This window comes from Prosthecobacter sp. (genome assembly GCF_044227185.1).
Taxonomy (GTDB): Bacteria; Verrucomicrobiota; Verrucomicrobiia; order Verrucomicrobiales; family Verrucomicrobiaceae; genus Prosthecobacter.
In genome coordinates, this window is record NZ_JBGAFO010000016.1 from 120634 (window position 1) to 138601 (window position 17968).

General features: G+C 62.6%; 9 protein-coding genes. 5 read left to right on the forward strand and 4 right to left on the reverse strand.

From position 1 onward, the window contains the following. Positions 1–8 precede the first annotated feature (8 nt). Complete coding sequence (locus tag ACILSQ_RS28435) at positions 9–2633, reverse strand: Amuc_1098 family type IV pilus outer membrane protein (protein ID WP_395747085.1); 2625 nt, start codon at positions 2631–2633, stop codon at positions 9–11. A 131-nt stretch (positions 2634–2764) separates the two neighbouring features. Between ACILSQ_RS28435 and ACILSQ_RS28440 the strand changes: the two genes are divergently transcribed. The 4 genes from ACILSQ_RS28440 (at position 2765) to ACILSQ_RS28455 (ending at position 9945) form a co-directional block, all read left to right on the forward strand. Further along, a complete protein-coding gene (locus ACILSQ_RS28440) occupies positions 2765–3748 on the forward strand; it encodes a malate dehydrogenase (protein WP_395747086.1) in 984 nt (327 codons plus the stop codon). A gap of 212 nt (positions 3749–3960) precedes the next feature. Next, on the forward strand, positions 3961–5373 hold the full coding sequence (locus ACILSQ_RS28445; RefSeq protein WP_395747087.1) for a DUF1501 domain-containing protein: 1413 nt from the start codon (positions 3961–3963) through the stop codon (positions 5371–5373). A gap of 64 nt (positions 5374–5437) precedes the next feature. Then, positions 5438–8539, forward strand: coding sequence for a DUF1553 domain-containing protein (locus tag ACILSQ_RS28450; RefSeq protein WP_395747088.1), 3102 nt, complete (start codon positions 5438–5440; stop codon positions 8537–8539). Then, positions 8536–9945: a DUF1501 domain-containing protein gene (locus ACILSQ_RS28455; RefSeq protein ID WP_395747089.1), complete on the forward strand. Its 1410-nt coding sequence runs from the start codon at positions 8536–8538 to the stop codon at positions 9943–9945. The genes ACILSQ_RS28450 and ACILSQ_RS28455 overlap by 4 nt, the downstream gene beginning before the upstream one ends. 66 nt (positions 9946–10011) lie before the next feature. On the opposite strand, the gene ACILSQ_RS28460 is transcribed toward ACILSQ_RS28455, so the two are convergent. From ACILSQ_RS28460 to ACILSQ_RS28470, 3 genes are all read right to left on the reverse strand, one after another. After that, complete coding sequence (locus ACILSQ_RS28460; RefSeq protein WP_395747090.1) at positions 10012–11697, reverse strand: hypothetical protein; 1686 nt, start codon at positions 11695–11697, stop codon at positions 10012–10014. Positions 11698–11835: 138 nt separating this feature from the next. Beyond that, positions 11836–15387: a discoidin domain-containing protein gene (locus tag ACILSQ_RS28465; protein WP_395747094.1), complete on the reverse strand. Its 3552-nt coding sequence runs from the start codon at positions 15385–15387 to the stop codon at positions 11836–11838. Continuing rightward, positions 15287–16162 carry a ThuA domain-containing protein gene (locus ACILSQ_RS28470; RefSeq protein WP_395747091.1) on the reverse strand — a complete coding sequence of 292 codons (876 nt, stop codon included), beginning with the start codon at positions 16160–16162 and terminating at the stop codon, positions 15287–15289. The genes ACILSQ_RS28465 and ACILSQ_RS28470 overlap by 101 nt, the downstream gene beginning before the upstream one ends. Before the next feature lie 236 nt (positions 16163–16398). Between ACILSQ_RS28470 and ACILSQ_RS28475 the strand changes: the two genes are divergently transcribed. Continuing rightward, positions 16399–17634, forward strand: coding sequence for an aspartyl protease family protein (locus tag ACILSQ_RS28475; protein ID WP_395747092.1), 1236 nt, complete (start codon positions 16399–16401; stop codon positions 17632–17634). The last annotated feature ends 334 nt before the right edge of the window (positions 17635–17968 follow it).

Sequence of the window (17968 nt, forward strand, 5' to 3'; positions counted from 1 at the left end):
ACACGGGCTCACTGCACGGCCGCGGCAGTGTCACGATTGACTCTCTGGCCCGAAGGATCCACCACCTCCACGGTCACGAAGATGATGATGTTCTTGGTGTCGGTCTTGGTGGTGTTGGCCTTGAAAAGCCTGCCCACACCGGGGAGGTCTCCGAAAATCGGCACTTTGTCCTCCACGAGCGTGCGCCGCTCGATTTTAGCCCCCCCGAGCACCACCGTCGCGCCGTCATACACTTTGACCGCAGTGACCACTTTCTGGACCTTGAAGATGGGCTGCAAAATCAAGTTGGGCGTGATCAATTCCTCCGGCGCGCTAAGCGGGACATAGCCCGTGGTGCCCACCGTGGTGGTGCCGGCATTTCCCAACTGAATGGGCAGGACGTTCACGGATCCCGGCGCATTGATCGGCGAACCGTAGTTTACAAATCCTTCGAACTCGGTCAGTTCCGGAGTGATCGTCAGCTCGACGGTGCGCCCGTCTTCCGAAATCACGGGCTCGACCTCCACCATCACGCCCGTCTTTCTCATTTCAAAAGCGGTGGGCGTGGTGGGAGTGGCGATCATCTGCTGCTGGCTGCCCCCCGTACGAACGCCACCCCCGCCCCCTTGCGGCAGCCTGGGAGGATCAAATTCCGTCGGGTAAATGAACTCACGCGTGATCTCGGCGGTGGCTTTGATGCCACTTTTCGTGGTGACGCTGGGGGAGGCATTGATGTCCACCCCTTTTTTCTGGGAGAGCGCCCGCATGATCGTTTGAAACTGGGGATCCGTGAATACTCCGGCAACAGACAGCACGCCAGGCGCCACGGAGGGGGTGCTGGTGACCGATCCCGTCTTGAGAAGAGAGTCGATGGAATCCGCGGGGACTGCATAAGTGCCGGACCTGAGGCCCGCCGTCATGGGGCCGCCACCATAAGGGAAGGGAGCCGTGGTGCCCGTGGGAACCGGACCCGCAAAAGGCGCGGAGACGGGAATGGGAGGGAACACCTGAAGATTGGGCCCGCCTGCCGGATTGGAAACAAACTGGGCTGGCGTGGTGTAGTTGGAGTTGAAGGGGAAATTGGCAGCGGAGTAGGCGTTGCCGTTGCCCGTGCTGCCGCCACCGAAGAACAGATTGTTGCCATTGGTTCCCACTCCTGCCATGAGCCAGTCAAAGCCCATTTCCTCCAGGTTCGTCTGGTTCACCTCCAGCATCCGCACGTGAACCACCGCCATTTTGGGAGCCGCCTTGGTCGCCTGCTCGACGATCATTTCCACAATCTCCATGTTGGCGAGCGTATTGCGGATGTTCAGAGTACTGGTGCCCGCGTTGTAGCTGGCGGTCGTGCCTTCCGGGAAGGTCACGCCACGGCTTTCAAGAAACTCCTTTGCCCCCATGCGGCGGACGACCAGGCCGCCCCCGGCCGCCGGTGCCTGCGCGGCAAAGGGGTCCGCAGCACCAGCGCCTGGAGCCGCCCCAGGAGCGCTCTGAATGAAATCCGGCGGCACGCGGAAGGAACGGGAGATGATCGCGTTATTGCGCTCGCTGAGGGAAACAAAGATCACCGCATGCTCGTCCACCTTGTAGGCGACGCCGCACATCTCGCTCACGTAACGCAGCACCTCCTCCATGGGCACCGCGGAAAGATTCAGGCTGATCAGTTTGTCGCGCGCCTCAGGTGGCACGCTGATGACGAAGCTGATTCCCCTGCCCTCGGGATCAAGATCACGGCTGCGGATGCGCAGCAGTTCCACCACCTCCTCCAGTGTGGCTCCCGAGAAATCCACCCGGGGAAGAATGATGGAGCGGAGCTTTTGGGTGATGGACTGGCTGCCGGTCATCTGATTGGTGACAGATGCCGCGGCGGCGCCAAACAATGCGCTGCGGTCCGTGGTGGTCAGCGGCACCGGATCCTCCCAGGTCTGGGCCACGGCGCTGAGCATTTTGGACCGCTGGTGGTCGTAGGCGGCCTTGTAGTACTTCTGCTTCTCACGCTCCACGGCTTCCATGCCACGCCGGGCGGCGCTGTTTGAGGGGTCGATCCGCAGGACGTCCTGAAAGGTGGCAACAGCCTTGTCTAGATCGCCAATCTGGAGGAACGAATTGGCCTTGATCAGCAGCGTCTGAACCGCCCCCACATTGGCTACATGCTCGGCCGTCAGCGCCGGAGGAAAACGGTCAGGGTCCGTGAGCCGTTTCTTGAGCCCCAGCAACCGGGCGTCATTGGGCGCCACGTCAGGGGCCAGCAGTTCGTCCAGCACCTTGCCCGCTCCGGCAAGATCTCCCTTGGCCGCCAGTTCCTGGGCCACCAGACTGCCCGCCACCACGTAGCCGTTGCGCGCGGCCAGCCGTGACTCCTGCGCCAGCGGGATGTTCGGCAGCGCCTTGTAGGTGGCGGCAAACACGGCATGCGCCTCCACCGCTTTTTGCTCATTGATCAGCTGGTACCCACGCTCGATCTCCGCGTTCAACTGATTCACCTGGTTGGCGCGGCGGCGCGCCTCGGCCTGCGCCATGGCCGAAACCGACTGCGCCTGTGCGCTCGTGACGGCATTGCCGCCAAGAATGATCAGCAGGCAAACCACCGCTCCGCGGGTGATCAGGCGGCGTGGCAATGGGGCTTCGGGATGTTTCAGGAAGGGCTGCAGGAGCATCAAAAAGGTGGGGAAAATCGACTTTATAACAGGACTCCGTCTTTCGCCCAAGCATTTTCTGCCACGAATCTCACCCCGTTCTTGCCCTCCCGCCGCATCTTGCTCTGATGACTGCCCCATCCCCAATCACCATGGCCAAAGCACCCATCAAAGTCGCAGTCACCGGCGCAGCCGGTCAAATCGGTTACGCCCTCCTTTTCCGCATCGCCTCCGGCGCCATGTTTGGCCCGGACCAGCCGGTGATCCTCCAGCTCATCGAGGCCCCTTTTGAGAAGCCGATGGCCGCCCTCGCCGGCGTGGCCATGGAGCTGGATGACTGCGCCTTCCCCCTCCTGAAGGGTATCGTGCAGACCTCCGACGCCAGCGTGGGCTTCAAGGACGCGAACTGGTGCCTCCTGGTGGGCGCCAAGCCGCGCGGCCCCGGCATGGAGCGCGCCGACCTGCTCAAGGACAACGGCAAAATCTTCATCGAGCAGGGCAAGATCATCGACGCCGTGGCGGCTGACGACGCCCGCGTGGCGGTGGTGGGCAACCCCGCTAACACGAACTGCATGATCGCCGCCTCCCAGGCCAAGCGCCTGACGCCGGACCGCTTCACCGCCATGGTGCGCCTGGACCAGAACCGCGCCCAGACCCAGCTGGCCCAGAAGGCCGGCGTGGACCTGACCGAGGTGAAGGACATCTTCATCTACGGCAACCATAGCCCGACGATGTTCCCCTCCTTTGCTCATGCAACCATCGGCGGCAAGCCCGCTACGCAGGTGATCAATGACAAGGCCTGGCTGGAAGGCCCCTTCTGCGAGACGGTGGGCAAGCGCGGCGCGGCCATCATCGCCGCCCGGGGCGCCTCATCCGCCGCCTCCGCGGCGAACGCGCTGGTGGACCATGTGCGCTCCCTCGTCACTCCAGGCGCGATCCACTCGATCGCCGTGAAGAGCAACGGCCTGTATGGCTTTGACCCCGAAGTGTGGGCCGGCATGCCGGTGAAGACGACCACGCCGGGCAGCTACGAGGTGATCACCAGCTACGAGATGGACGACTTTGCCAAGTCCAAGATCGCCGCGACGAACAAGGAGCTCACCGACGAGCGCTCGTTTGTGGCTGAAATGCTGTAACGGAAGCGCCTGCGGCGCGTTTGCGATGGTTTGCGATTGTTGACAATGGTTGGCAGTGGTTTTCCAGAGTTTCCGAGCCGCTTTAATTTGAAGGCCCCATGTGTCGCAGGACGCATGGGGCTTTTGTTTGCTCCCCTGCCTTTCAACCGAGAACGGAGAACTTTTAGCAGCTCAGCCGCAAAACCGGACCGCTGCGCGGCGTTTTCCTACGCATGTTCTCCTCACGTCGTGATTTCCTCCAGACCACCGGCTGCGGCTTTGGCTACCTGGCCTGGCAGGCCATGGCGCAGAGCCAGGCGGCGCTGGCGAACCCGCTCGCAAACAAAAAACCGCATCATTCACCGAAGGCGAAACGGGTCATTTTCCTTTTCATGCAGGGCGGCGTCAGCCATGTGGACTCCTATGACTACAAGCCGCGTCTGCTCAAAGACGATGGCAAGATCATCGAGGTGGCGGACTCCCGCGCCATCGCCAAGACCGGCAAGGGCGCGCTGCAGCGTGTGATGAAGCCGCTGTGGGACTTCAAGCAGCACGGCGAAACTGGCCGCTGGGCCTCCAATCTCTTCCCCCACATCAACCAGCATGTGGACGACCTCTGCTTCCTCCACGGCATGCACACCGAGGGTGTGGCGCACGGACCGGCCACCCTTTTCATGCACACCGGCACGACCAGCAACATCCGACCCAGCATGGGCGCGTGGGTGATGTACGGCCTCGGCGCGGAAAATGAAAATCTGCCGGGCTTCATGACGATCAGCCCCAGCCTGGGCAACGGCGGCCCGCGCAACTACGGCAATGCCTTCCTGCCCGCCGTCTTTCAGGGCACGCCCGTGGGCCGCTCCGGCCAGCCTGCGAAGGAATCGACCATCAAGAACATCACCAACGCCATCTGGACGCCCGAGCAGCAGCGCAAGCAGTTCGGACTGCTCAGCGCGCTGAATGCCGAGCAGGCGGCCCACGCCATGCCCGGAGACACGGACATCGACGCCGTCATCCGCAGCTACGAGCTGGCCTGGCGCATGCAGAACAATGCCCCCGGCGCCATGGACATCAGCGGTGAATCGGAAGCGACTCTCAAGCTTTACGGCATCAACGAAAAGCCCACCGACAACTACGGCCGCCAGTGTCTCATGGCCCGCCGCATGGCTGAGCAGGGCGTGCGCTACATCCAGGTGAACTACGGCGACAACTCCAACAACCCCGCCTGGGACCAGCACTCCAACCTGCCCAAGCACGGCGACCACGCCGCTGCTGTCGATAAACCCATCGCCGGGCTGCTCTACGACCTCAAACAGCGCGGCCTGCTGGAGGACACCATCGTCTGGTGGGGTGGCGAATTTGGCCGCACTCCGTATGCCGAGAAAAACGGCACAGGCCGCGACCACAACCCGCTCGGCTTCACGGTCTGGATGGCGGGCGGCGGTTTCAAGCCCGGCTTCGCCCACGGCGTCACCGATGATCTTGGTCACATGGCCATCGAGGACAAAGTCCACATGCACGACCTGCACGCCACCATCCTGCACCAACTCGGCCTCGACCACGAAAAGCTCACCTTCCGCCACGCCGGCCGCGACTTCCGCCTGACGGATGTGCATGGGCATGTGGTGAAGGAAGTGATCGCGTAAAACGAATTTCCAAATTCGTTGGATCGAGCGGTACAAAACCCCGCTCGTAAAGCGTCTTCCTCGCATGGGCATCCGCCGCATTCGTTTCATCCACTTCACGATCTTGATGCTCGTGGGTGGAGTGTGCACCACCTTCGCGGCGGAGCCCAAACTCCGCTTCAATCAGGACATCCGCCCCATCCTCTCCAACAAATGCTTCCGCTGCCACGGCTTTGATGAAAAGGGGCGCAAGGGAGATCTCCGCCTGGACCAGCGGGAGGCGGCCACCGCCAGCCGCGAAGGCACGCAGGCCATCGTTCCTGGCAAGCCGGCGCAGAGCGCCGTGATGCAGCGCATCCTTACCACGGATGCAGACGATCTCATGCCACCGCCGGAGTCCAAGCTCTCGCTCACCGACGCGGAGAAGCAGACACTCCAGCGCTGGATCAGCGAAGGCGCGGAATATGAAGCGCACTGGTCCCTGATTGCCCCCAAGAGCGCCGCCTTGCCGAAGGTGCAGGACAAGGCATGGCCGCGCAATGAGATCGATCGTTTCATCCTCGCACGACTGGAGAAGGAGTCGCTGCATCCCAGCCCGGAGGCCACGCGCGAGACGCTGCTGCGGCGCGTGAGCCTGGACCTCACCGGCCTGCCGCCCACGCCGCAGGAGCTGGCGCACTTTCTCTCCGACACCAGCGGCAAAGCCTACGAGCATGCCGTGGACCGCCTGCTGGCCTCCAAACACTACGGCGAGCGCATGGCCGTGGAATGGCTGGACGCTGCACGCTACGCGGACACCAACGGCTACTTTGGCGACAAGACGCGCAGCATGTGGCCCTGGCGGGACTGGGTCATCGACGCCTACAATCGCAATCTGCCCTTTGACCAGTTCACCATCGAGCAGCTCGCGGGGGATCTGCTGCCGAATGCGACCACCGCGCAGCGCATCGCCACTGGATTCAACCGCAACCACATGGCCAACAACGAGAGCGGCATCATCGATGAGGAGTACCGCGTGGAGTATGTGGCCGACCGCCTGGAAACCACCAGCGCCACATGGATGGGCCTCACCATCGGCTGCGCACGCTGCCATGACCATAAGTACGATCCCATCACGCAGCGCGAGTTTTACCAGCTCTTCTCCTTCTTCAACAACCTGCCCGAGTCCGGCCTCATCAAAAGCGACAACCCGGTGCCGCTGCTCAGCGTTCCTTCGCCGCAGCAGGAGCACGGACTGCAGCGCCTGACCGCAGCCACCAAGCAGGCTGAAGAAGCATTCACCCCATTCGCGAAGGCGCTGCAGAACCAGATCACAGACTGGGAAAAAACGGCACAGGCAGAGCTTAAGCCCTCGCCTGCGGGCAGGCTGGTCGCGCATTTCCCGTTTGAGGGGCAGATCGAGGGGCACCACCTCGGCACCAGCCTCGTGTTTCAGGGCGGCATCCTGGGCCAGTCGTCCAAATTTGACGCCACTCAGCATGTGGAGTGGGCGGGCGCTTTTGACACAGATGCCCCGTGGACGCTCGGCCTGTGGCTCTCGGCTGACACATCGCTGGCGGGCGTGCTCTCCAAGATTGAGCCTGAGGGCCGCCGTCGCGGGCTGGAGGTCATCTGGCAGAAAGGCCGCTTTCAGATCAATCTCGTCAGCCAGTGGGGCATCGACGCCATCGAGCTCGTGACGCAGGAACCGGCCACTGGTAAAAAATGGCATCATCTGGTAGTCAGTCACGATGGTTCAAAGCGCGCCGCCGGTATGCAGGTCTTCATCGACGGCCTGCCTGTGGCGGTGAAGGTCATGAACGACAGCCTGAAGGGCAGCACGCAATGCGCCGAGCCGCTGCGCATCGGCAGGCGTGATGCGGGGCTGGGCTTCTACGGCCAGCTCGATGAGCTGCGCTTGCTGCAGCAGGCTGTTGCCGCAGCGGAGGTGCAGTCGTGGTTCTGGAGCGAGCGCCTGCGCGGCATCGTGGCCACGCCTGCGGCCAGACGGCCTGCCGCTGACAAAACCCTGCTGCAGGACTGGTATGTGGAGCATCACGCCGATGCACCCACACGCGCCGCGCACCAGCGCCTGAATGACGCCAGGGCCGCCGAGGCCACGCTGCGCGAGAGCATTCCCACCACGCTGGTGATGCAGGAGATGCCCAAGCCACGCACGGCGCACCTGCTCACACGCGGGCAGTATGACCACCCGGCCGAGGAGGTGCAGCCCGGCGTGCCAGCCGCGCTTTCCCAATGGCCGCAGGATGCACCGCGCAACCGGCTCGGCTTCGCGCGCTGGCTCGTTTCCAAGGACAACCCGCTGACCGCCCGCGTGACCGTGAACCGCCTGTGGATGCAGTGCTTTGGCGAAGGGCTCGTGCGCAGCGTCAATGACTTCGGCTCTCAGGGCGAGGCCCCCAGCCATCCGGAGCTGCTCGACTGGCTGGCGGTGCGCTTTATGCAGAGCGGCTGGGATGTGAAGGGCCTGCTCAAGCTCATGGTCATGAGCGCCACCTACCGCCAGAGTTCTCAATACTCCGCACAAGATCCCTCCAACCGCCTGCTGGCACGCGGACCGTCTTTCCGCCTCAGCGCCGAGATGGTGCGCGATCAGGCGCTCGCTGTGTCCGGCCTGCTGGTGCCCACCATCGGCGGCCCCAGTGTGAAGCCCTACCAGCCGCCCGGACTGTGGGAAGCCGTGTCCTACAATGGCGAGGAAACCTATGTGCCGGACAGCAGCGATGGCCTCTGGCGCCGCAGCCTCTACACCTTCTGGAAGCGCCAGTCGCCGCCCCCTGCCCTGCTCACCTTTGACGGCCCCACGCGTGAGAAATGCGCCGTGCGCCGCACCCGCACCAACACACCGCTGCAGTCCCTCGTGCTGCTGAATGACGAGACCTACATCGAGGCCGCGCGCGCTCTGGCCGCATGGGCACTGGCACAGCAGGGCACAGAATTCGAGAAGCTCGCACTCGCTTTCCGCCGGGTGCTCTGCCGTGCGGCAGAAGCCGATGAGCTGGAACTGTTGCGCAGTCTTTTAAGCCGTCAGCGCACCCGCTTTGCCTCCGAGCCGGAGGCCGCTGCGAAACTGCTCGCTGTGGGTGCCTCGCCGCTGGGCCGCACGCTTGCGCCCGCCGAACTGGCCGCTTGGACAGTGACGCTGCACACGCTTTTCAATCTCGACGAAACCATCACCCGCCGATGAACGCCGCCCTGCTGACCCGCCGTGAGCTTTTTGGCCGTGCCTCCGCAGGCATCGGCACCGCCGCGCTGGCATCGCTGCTGGGCCAGGGGCAGACGCTGGCGGCGCCGCATTTCGCGCCCAAGGCCAAGCGCGTGATCTACCTCTTCATGCACGGCGGGCCGTCCCAGCTCGATCTGTTTGATCACAAGCCCGGCCTGCAAAAGCTGCACGGCCAGGAGTTTCCCGCCTCGGCACTCGGAGATCAGCGCCTCACCGGCATGACCAGCGGGCAGAAGAGCAAGCCCATCACCGCGTCCATGTTCCGCTTTCAGCAGCATGGCCAGTCCGGCGCATGGATGAGCGAGCTGCTGCCGCACATGGGCCGTGTGGCGGACGAGATGTGCATCATCCGCTCCATGCACACGGAGGCTATCAATCACGACCCGGGCGTGACGCTGCTGCAGACGGGCCACCAGCAGCCCGGACGTCCCAGCTTTGGTGCCTGGGCCAGCTACGGCCTCGGCAGCGAGAATGCCAGCCTGCCCGCCTTTGTGGTGCTCATCTCCCGTGGCAGCGCCGCACGTCCTGCGGACCCGCTGTATGCGCGGCTGTGGGGCTCCGGCTTTCTGCCTTCCAATCATCAAGGTGTGAGCTTCCGCAGCAGCGGCGATCCCGTGCTGTATCTCTCCAATCCACCCGGCATCAGCACCGCCACACGACGCGATGAGCTGGACGTGATTCAGGCGCTCAATCGCAAACAGCTCGCGCAGCAACTCGATCCCGAGATCGACACGCGCATCTCGCAGTATGAAATGGCGTACCGCATGCAGAGCAGCGTGCCAGACCTGATCAGTCTCAAAGACGAGAGTGCCGCCACCTTTGACGCCTATGGGCCGCAGTCACGCGTGCCCGGCACCTTTGCAGCAAACTGCCTCCTCGCGCGCCGCATGGCGGAGAGCGGCGTGCGCTTCATCCAGCTCTACCATCGCGGCTGGGACCAGCACTACAATCTTCCCAGCGATCTGCGTCTCCAGTGCGGCGACATAGACCAGCCCTGCGCCGCGCTCATCAGCGACCTCAAGCAGCGTGGCCTGCTGGACGACACCCTCATTGTCTGGGGCGGCGAATTTGGCCGCACCACCTACTCCCAGGGCAAGCTGGAGCCCACCAACCATGGCCGTGATCATCATGGCCGCTGCTTCACCCTGTGGCTGGCCGGTGGTGGCGTGAAGCCCGGCCTGCAATACGGCGAGACAGATGACTTCTGCTTCAACGTGGCCCGCGATCCCATGCATGTGCACGACCTCAATGCCACGCTGCTGCACCTCCTCGGCATCGACCACGAGCGCCTCACCTATCGTGCCGAGGGCCGCGACTTCCGCCTCACGGATGTGCACGGACACGTGGTGAAAGCGGTGCTGGCATGAGCAGGAGACATTCACCGCCGACGAGGCATGCGGGCACTCCCCGCATACCCCCAGGCCGGAACCCGCTCAGCGAAGATTGTAGTCTTTGACCCGCTGGAAATCTTCTTCTGCGATCATCTCCGCGCGGCCATCATTGCGCACGACGGCACGCATCTCCTTGCCTCCCGAGCCTTTGCTGGTGAATGGCGCGGCCAGAACGATGCTGACGCCCGGTGATGAGTCAGTGAGCGTGGCATCATAGAGCCAGGTTCCTTCGGCCGCCTGCGCGCCTTTTTGAGACGCCTTGAACACGCGCGGATCTGTGATGATGCGCTGGGTCATGAGTTCGGAGAGGGTGGCAGGATGCCTGCCGTTGTTGTCCTTAGCGTACATCTTGAGGCCGATCGCCACCTGCTTTCCATTGTTGATCATCTTCATCTGCTCGCCCATCTGCTGCACTTTCGTAAACTGCTCCGCGGCGAGGGAGGACATGACAGCCACCGCCGAGATGGCAGCCAGGGAAGACGAAGGACCCGCGCTGGGAATGGAGGTGTTGCTGGCGGTAAGGACGCCATCAGGCAGGTTGGCAAAAGCCACGGCCTGGGAGGAGGAGACGTTTTTCGCAACCAAGTCGATCAACTTCAGGGCGGCGCCAGTCTCGGGGTCGCGGCTGGCGGCGAGGCCTTTGCGCGCCGAGTCGAATACGGTGTCGATGAAGCGCTTGGAAACGAAGAGGCAGCCGTTTCCTTCCGTGGGGAGTCCTTTCCAGACGGTGGCAAATTCGGGCTGATCCCTGAGCCGCGGCTCTTTGCCGAGCACCGCGTCCAGGTAGCCCGGACGGGTGGCGATGATGAGGCGTTCAGCGTTTTCGTCAAACTGGAAGGAAGGCTGGAAATCCATGGGCGCGGGTCCCATGGGCCCCTTGAAACGCGCGGTGATGACGCCATTGGCGGCCGTGACATCCAGCGGGGCATCAGGCTGCTGCAGCATGGGCAAGAACTGCTTCAGCACGTCCTTGAGGAAGCCCAGCCTGTCGATCACGATGGCGGCGTTGACGCCGGGGAAAGTGACCGGCGCACCTGGCGCGGCGATGGACTGTTCAGGCATCATCGTGGCAATGAGGGCGATGCGCACGGCGAGATTCTCAGCCATCTGCTTGTAGGAGAGGCCGAGGGGCGGCTGCGGGGCGGTGACCAACGCCTCGATCTGGGCCTTTTCCGCAGGGGAGGAGTATTCCATGACAACCGGCCATATTTCGGCAGCCCAGTCTTTCAGGTGGAGGGGAAACTCGAGGGCGAGGTCGGTGTCCTTGACCGCGAGTGTGGTGACGAGGAGGGGCGCCGCGGGGCCGCCCGTCAGGGTGAGCAGGCCTTTGCGGCCCTGCGGAGTGTAAACAAAGCTGCGCTGGTGGTGCAGGCCGCCGCCGATCTCACGGGAGCTCATGCCGCTGGCCTTGATGGAGTCCAGGCCGATGAGAGCAAAGATCTTTTTGAAGGTGAAGCCGGGCGGCAATTTCGTCTGCTTTTTTTGCGGCACGGTCTTCATCACCTCATCCATGAGGCCGCCCAGCATGTCAAAAATCTGGGCTTCCTCCGCGTAGGCGAAGGACGCACCGCCGATCTCGAGCTTGGAAGCCACCGCCTGGAAGTGCGGAGAGGCCCCCTCCGTCACGAGAGTCAGGCCTGACGGGGCCTGGGCGGCCGAGGGAGCGGCTTCTTTGTTGCACTGGGTGAGTCCCAGAAGGACGAAAACAGAAAGGATTCGGGAGAGCATAGGCCGGGAGATTGGCAGAATCCTTCAGCAGAATCAATTCCAGAACTGCACCAAAAATATACGCAAAGCCGGCTCATCAAACACCTGAGCCGCCCGGGGCGGGCAGTCGGCCCGCCTTGAAATGGCGGAGGTTTTCTTCTACTTCTTTGCGAGCGACTCCAGGTAATCCAGGAGGCTGGCGAATTCATGGACGGTGAAGTTCGTCATCAGGCCGGGCGGCATGATGGACATCGGCAGCCGCTGGCGGCTCTTGATGTCCTTCACGGCATAGGTGAACTCCTGCGCGGCCACGTTGCGCAGCTTCACATTATCGGCGGACTCGAGGGTGATGAAGCCCATCTGCTGGGTGCCGTCGTTGAGGGTGACGACTTCGCTGGCGAAGCCCTGGGCGATGGTCTTGTTGGGGTCGAGGATGTTCTGCGCGAGTTCGGGGCGCTTGTAGGTCTGGGCGATGTTGCCGAGGTAGGGGCCTTTCTGGGCTTCGGACTCCTTGGTGGTGTGGCAGGCGATGCAGGTGGCCTTGGTGAAGATCTGCTCGCCGAGGGCGATGCTGCCTTTGGTTTTGATCACGGCAGCGAGGGCGTCTTCGGGTTTCAGGGAGCCGATCTTGGGGGTCTTGTCCTGGCCTTTGGCTTCGATCTTGAGGCTCTTCACGGCGTTCTGCGCGGCCTTGGACACGGTGGTGTCGGAGTCGGAAACGGCGGCGAGGATTTTTTCATCGACGGCGTGGCTTTTGGACTTCACGGCGGCGTTGATGATCTGGAGGCGGCGCCTGGCGTCGGACCAGCCGGTGTCGAGGGCCTTCTGGGACATCTCGCGAGCTTCGGGGCTGCCGGTCTTGCGGGCGGCGAGATTGAGCAGGGCGGCCTCGGCCCAGGCGGCGGTGGGGGTGCCGACTTTGGCGGCTTCGGCTTCGAAGGCCTGATGCACGTTTTCGAGTTTCGGTGCATTGAGGAAGGCGGTGCGGCCTGCCTCCTGTTCTTTGCCGGAGCCTTGCTGGGCATCGAGCGTGATGAGTGCCGTGAGCGCCGCGGTCCAGGCCTCGGCGCTGTCGGTCTTGGCGATGGAGGTGAGGGTGTTGGCGAGCGTGGCGGCTGCGGTTTGGGGATCGAGCTTCTTGCTGTTCGCTGCGGCAATGAGCAGCGGGATGCCATCGGCGGGGATGGTTTCTGCGGTGGCGAGCTGGGCCACGGCATCAGGAATGACCTTGGCATCCTGCTTGGCGAGCACGAGGATGCGCTCAAGGGCATCGCTGCTCTGGATGCGGTTGCGGTTCATCTCTTTGACGAGGAAGGCGGCTTCTTCAGGAGAGGCTTTGGCGAGCGCGTCCTTCAGAGCTGCGGCGATCTTCGGCGTCTCGCTCCAAGGTTCGGGCTGGTAGTAGGGGCCGCGTGTGTCGGGGCGTGTGCCCCAGGAGTCGCCCTTCCATTCGCCTTCTTGGTAGTGGAGGCGGCAGAGGGCGGAGAGGAGGCCACGACGAAATGCAGGGGTCATGGGCGGCTCGCCGGCTTCTTGAGGTTCGTTGAGACTGTCGATCAAAGTCTTCACCACGACTGGATCATGCTGGGCCGCAAGCGCAGCCACGGCTCTAAGAAACGCGGGTTCGGCCTTGGGGTCGTCCATGTGTCCTGCGATTATTTCCAGCGCGAAAACTGCCTGATAAGGCTGCCCAACCCGAGTCAGAGCCTGCTTGGCAGTGTGGAGGACAATGGGATCCTCCGCGAAGAAGAAAGGGATGATTGCAGAGGGCTTCTGATCAGCGGGCAGGCTTTGATCATACACAATGGCAATCAATGATTGCAATTGAACGTCCGCAGGCGCGGACTCCATGTCTGCGATCTCCAACTGTGACTTGGAAAACGCGCGGATAAGGTGACGAAGGGCATTGTCACCGACGACCCCAGGACTGTCGCCACGGGTCTCAACAGCATCAATCAGTCCTGATTTACCGCCCATGGAAAGCGTGTAAATGGCCGCCGCTTCGACACTGGCGGAACTCTTTTTGGAAAGCACCAGTTGATCGAGCCTTTTCGAAAGACCCGCCACCGATCCACGCCTCACGATCTCCCGCTGCGCCTCCATCCTCCGGCGATAGCTCGGTGACTCAAGCTGCTTCACCAGCTCTTCATCCTTCGCCTTCGCGAAATCTGGCAGCGGCTCGGCTTTGAAGCCTTTGGGCTTCACCTGCACGATGTAGCCCACGTCCGGGCCTTCCCAGTTGAAGGTGGCGCCTTTCCAACTAGCGCAATAGACGCGGCTGTTGGCATCGACGTCGGCGTCGGTGGGGCGGGTCATTTTGATGAAGGGCTCGGGGGGGCGGGTTTCTTCGAAGGTGGCGCCTTTGGGTTTCACCTGGTGGTGCCAGAGGGCGCCGGTGCCCCAGTCGCAGGTGAAGGGGGCGTTGTTCCATTTGCCGAAGCCGGGTTCGTCGATGTACACGGCGCCGCAGCCGGAGCCGCCGCCGTAGTCGGCGAGGGGCTGGATGCACTCGTCATTGAAGTTTTTGTAGAGGCGCGGGTAGCCGTGATCTTCGAGGCCGGTGAAGTGGTGGAAGCGGACGTTCCAGCCTCCGCCGTCGTTGGTGTTGTCGCGGGCGAAGATGTCCATTAGGGGGCTGATGGCGACTTCGAGGATGTTGCGCGTGCCGGTGGAGTACACTTCCAAGCCGGTGCCATCTGGCCGCACGCGGATGACGCCGCCGCCGCGATGCTGCAGGTGCCGCCCGTCGGTGCCTTCGGCATCCATGAAGCCGAAGTCGCCACCGGCGATGTAGAGCCAGCCGTCGATGCCGAGGCTGAGGCCGTTGGTGGTGTGGTCGGCGGGGCGGTCTTTGTAGCCAAAGGCGATGTTCTTCACCAGCACCTTTTCCTCATCGGCCACGCCATCGCCGTCTTTGTCAATGTAGGCGCTGAGGTGCGGCGGATGCACGAGGTAGAGGCGGTCTTTGTCCCAGACGAGGCCGCGCGGGGCGTCCACGTCTTTGACGAATTCCTTCACCTCGTCGGCGCGGCCGTCGCCATCCTTATCCTTCAGGCGCAGGATGCGGCCACGGTGCGGAGCACGGCCCAGAGAGCCGTTGCCATCGCTGCTGACGTAGAGCGTGCCATCCGGAGCGGCGGCGATGAAGACGGGGTAGTTGGCGGACTGCGGAGGAGCAAAAAGGGAAACTTCGAAGCCATCGGGCACCTTCACATCTTTCAGGATCGCAGCCTCTTCTTCAGCCGTGAGCTTCACGATGCGAGGCGGGACGTTTCCGGCCTCCTTCAAAGGATCCGCCGCTTTGTCGTATTGTTTCTTCTGCGTTTCGCTGAGCTTTGGAGCCACGCCTTTGATGTCGGGGCCTTTGAGCCAGACTTCACGGATGCTGGCCCAGCCGCCGCTGGTTTTTCCCAAGGCATGGATTTTCACAAAGCGAATGCCTTCCACCTTGGCGAAGTCGTTTGTGTAGGGGGCGTTCTTGGTGTTGGCGCTGCCATCGACGAGAGTGCTCCAGGTTTTGCCATCCGTGCTGCCCTCGACCTTGAACTGGTACACACCGCCGTTTTCCCAGGTGGTCTGGATGCCGGTGAGCGTCTGCGGTTTTTCGAGCTCAAGCTGGAGCCACTGCGGCTTCGCTGCTTGCAGTCGCTTTGATGCCGGTGGCGTCCTTGGGCACAGGCGGGGGCTTGGGAGCTTCCACCTTCTTAGCAGCGACGAAGGTCACTTTGTTTTCTCCTTTGAAGGGCGTGAGGTATTCCGGGGTGAGCTTGTCCATGGCCCAGAGGAGGCCGCGGGTGACGAGATCGAGATAGCGCGGGTCGGCGACGGTGTCGTTGTTGTGGCCGATGGTGGTGCTGAAGCTGCGCGCGCCCTGCTTCTCATTCGTCCAGGCGACCACGTAGTCCACGTCCTTGCCTTTGACGACCTGCTTGCCCATGGCGAGCGGGTGACCGTCGAAGATGTTCACGTTGTTGTAGAGTTCCTCTTTGATGGTGGTCCAGTCGGCGAACGGCTTGGTGATGGGATGATCCTTATCGACAAAGGTGATGGCGATCGGCTCCTGCGGGCCGTGCGAGGCAGACTGAATGCCGAGGTGCTTGAACCAGGCATCCGTGCCGGTGCGGAAGCTGTGCATGGCGCAGTGCAGATGCACGGCGGGAATGGTCTGGTGCACGTCGAGGATGCGCTTCACCACGGCCATGTCCTTCACGCCGGCGGCGCATTCGTCGTGGATGATGATGTCGTAGCCTTTAGCCCAGTCGGGATTGTCATAGAGCGGCAGGGGCGGGGTGACGGATTTGTCGTCTGTCCACACGACGTCCACCTGCACATTGGCGCGGGATTGGATGCCCTGGCTGAGGATGACATGCTGCTTTGCATAATCATGGCAGCAGCCACCGGCGACGAGGAGGGCTTTGAGGGGCTTGGTTTCGGCGTGAGCGATGGAGGCTGCGGCGAGGAGGAACAGGAGGGCTAGGGAACGCATGAGAAAAAACGGGACGCAGAAGCCGCACAAAAAGCGGGGTTTCTATCAGAAAAGTATGGAATTCGACGCGGGGCCGGGGCCGAGAAGGATCCAGTTGCGGCGCAACTGGACAACTTCACACAGCGCATTAATCAAACTGCGCAGCAACTGCAACAGAGGAACTCCAGGGGCGTTACAGCGTGCAGCCAGAACAGCCCCGACTCACTCTCTATCGTCCTCCCCAGCCCTGCCCAATCATGCACCTGCGCTGCCTTGCCCTCCTGCTGTCCTGCATTCTTCTTCCTCTGCGCGGAGAGGATACGCAGCCTGGCTCTGAGGCGCTTGCGGGTGCTCTGCGTACGTCGGGCCTGCCTGCGGGGGCGGAGAGTGTGACGGTTCCGCTTGAGTCCACTTTTTTGGGTTTCATCGTGGAAGCACAGATCAATGGGAAGCCTGTGCGGCTTGCCCTGGACACGGGGGCTGCCATCACCACGCTTTCCTCAGAGGTGGCGCGAAATCTCGGCCTCCAGGCAAACGGCGGCAGCAAAACCTTGATGAGTGTCACAGGCGAGAAGGTGGACTGCCGGAGCGCGCTGACTCAACGCATCAGCCTCGGAGGCGCATGGACGAAAAATGAACCGGTGCTTGTTTCTGAAAAAGTACCGATCGTCAATGGAGTACTGGGCATGGCCACACTGGCAGACTGGGATGTCCGCATCGATCCTACCGCCAGGAAACTCACGCTGTTCCCCGCCGGCAAAGCGCCGCCGCTGGAGGGCGAGACGGTGCTGCCTCTCACCCGCAAGCTGTTCAATGCCGACGTGGGCCCAACCAACCCGCAGGCATTCCACCCGATGAACCTAAGAGTGCCGGTGCGCATAGGCAGTCATGAACTGCCCGCCAACCCGGATACGGGCAACGGAGGCACCTTTCAGCTTTCCAGCGTTGTGATGAAAAAAATCGCACCCGACGCGCTGGAGAGCGCCAGGCCTGCACTCGTCACCGGGCTTTCCCTTTCAGGCAACGTGGTGAGCCGGGAGGCCAGCCTCCCGGAAGTCACCTTCGGCCCTGATACCCTGCGCGGTTTGCCCACAGACATCATAGACGCCACTCCGGGCTCAATCGCCGAGCGCGAAGCGAACATCGGCCTGAATCTGCTACGCCACTATGTGATGACCTTTCGCTTTAAGGCAGGCGAACTCCGCCTCAAGCCCCTGGGCACCGTGCAGGATCTCACGCGCACTTCAACGGCAGGCCTGCAGTTTGACTTTGACTACAAGATCAGCCATCTCGATCCAGGGGGTCCGGCAGACAAAGCCGGACTACGGGCCGGAGATGAAATGCTGGAGATCGAAGGCCACCCTCTGAGAACCATGACACCGGAGGACTTTGCCGCCATCAAACGCCTGCCACCTGGCACAGCCGTCAAGGTGCGCTACCGCCGTGGTGATCTCAGTCCGGTGGAGACCCACATTGTGGTGGTGAAAAAATGAAGTATGTCCAGACCCGTTGCGGCGCAACTGGACTACTTTGCTGCGCAGGCCACGGCGCCCAAGGAGCGAGGGCCGGCTTCACAGTGTGGGTCGTGTTTTATGACGAGCATCGGCAACACGAGGATCATGGACGGAGAGAAAGAAAGGGCGGCAGGGACGCTGCGACACTGTGCTTGCTTGCGGAGTGCTGCGGGCTCGGAGGCTGATCTTTACCCACAAAGGTGAAGATAGAAATTGTACTCTGGCGGTGAAGGCTATCTTCGGGCGGGTGTCCACTGCATCCGACTGTCCTTGTCCGCCCTTCCAAGCAACGCCCGATGGGCGGCCCAGGAGC

Excerpts from the sequence above, each read along its gene's own strand:
- ACILSQ_RS28455 (WP_395747089.1), top strand. The coding sequence starts at position 8,536 with ATGAACGCCGCCCTGCTGACCCGCCGTGAGCTTTTTGGCCGTGCCTCC.
- ACILSQ_RS28440 (WP_395747086.1), top strand. The coding sequence starts at position 2,765 with ATGGCCAAAGCACCCATCAAAGTCGCAGTCACCGGCGCAGCCGGTCAA.
- ACILSQ_RS28435 (WP_395747085.1), bottom strand. The coding sequence starts at position 2,633 with ATGCTCCTGCAGCCCTTCCTGAAACATCCCGAAGCCCCATTGCCACGC.
- ACILSQ_RS28475 (WP_395747092.1), top strand. The coding sequence starts at position 16,399 with ATGCACCTGCGCTGCCTTGCCCTCCTGCTGTCCTGCATTCTTCTTCCT.
- ACILSQ_RS28460 (WP_395747090.1), bottom strand. The coding sequence starts at position 11,697 with ATGCTCTCCCGAATCCTTTCTGTTTTCGTCCTTCTGGGACTCACCCAG.
- ACILSQ_RS28450 (WP_395747088.1), top strand. The coding sequence starts at position 5,438 with ATGGGCATCCGCCGCATTCGTTTCATCCACTTCACGATCTTGATGCTC.
- ACILSQ_RS28445 (WP_395747087.1), top strand. The coding sequence starts at position 3,961 with ATGTTCTCCTCACGTCGTGATTTCCTCCAGACCACCGGCTGCGGCTTT.
- ACILSQ_RS28470 (WP_395747091.1), bottom strand. The coding sequence starts at position 16,162 with ATGCGTTCCCTAGCCCTCCTGTTCCTCCTCGCCGCAGCCTCCATCGCT.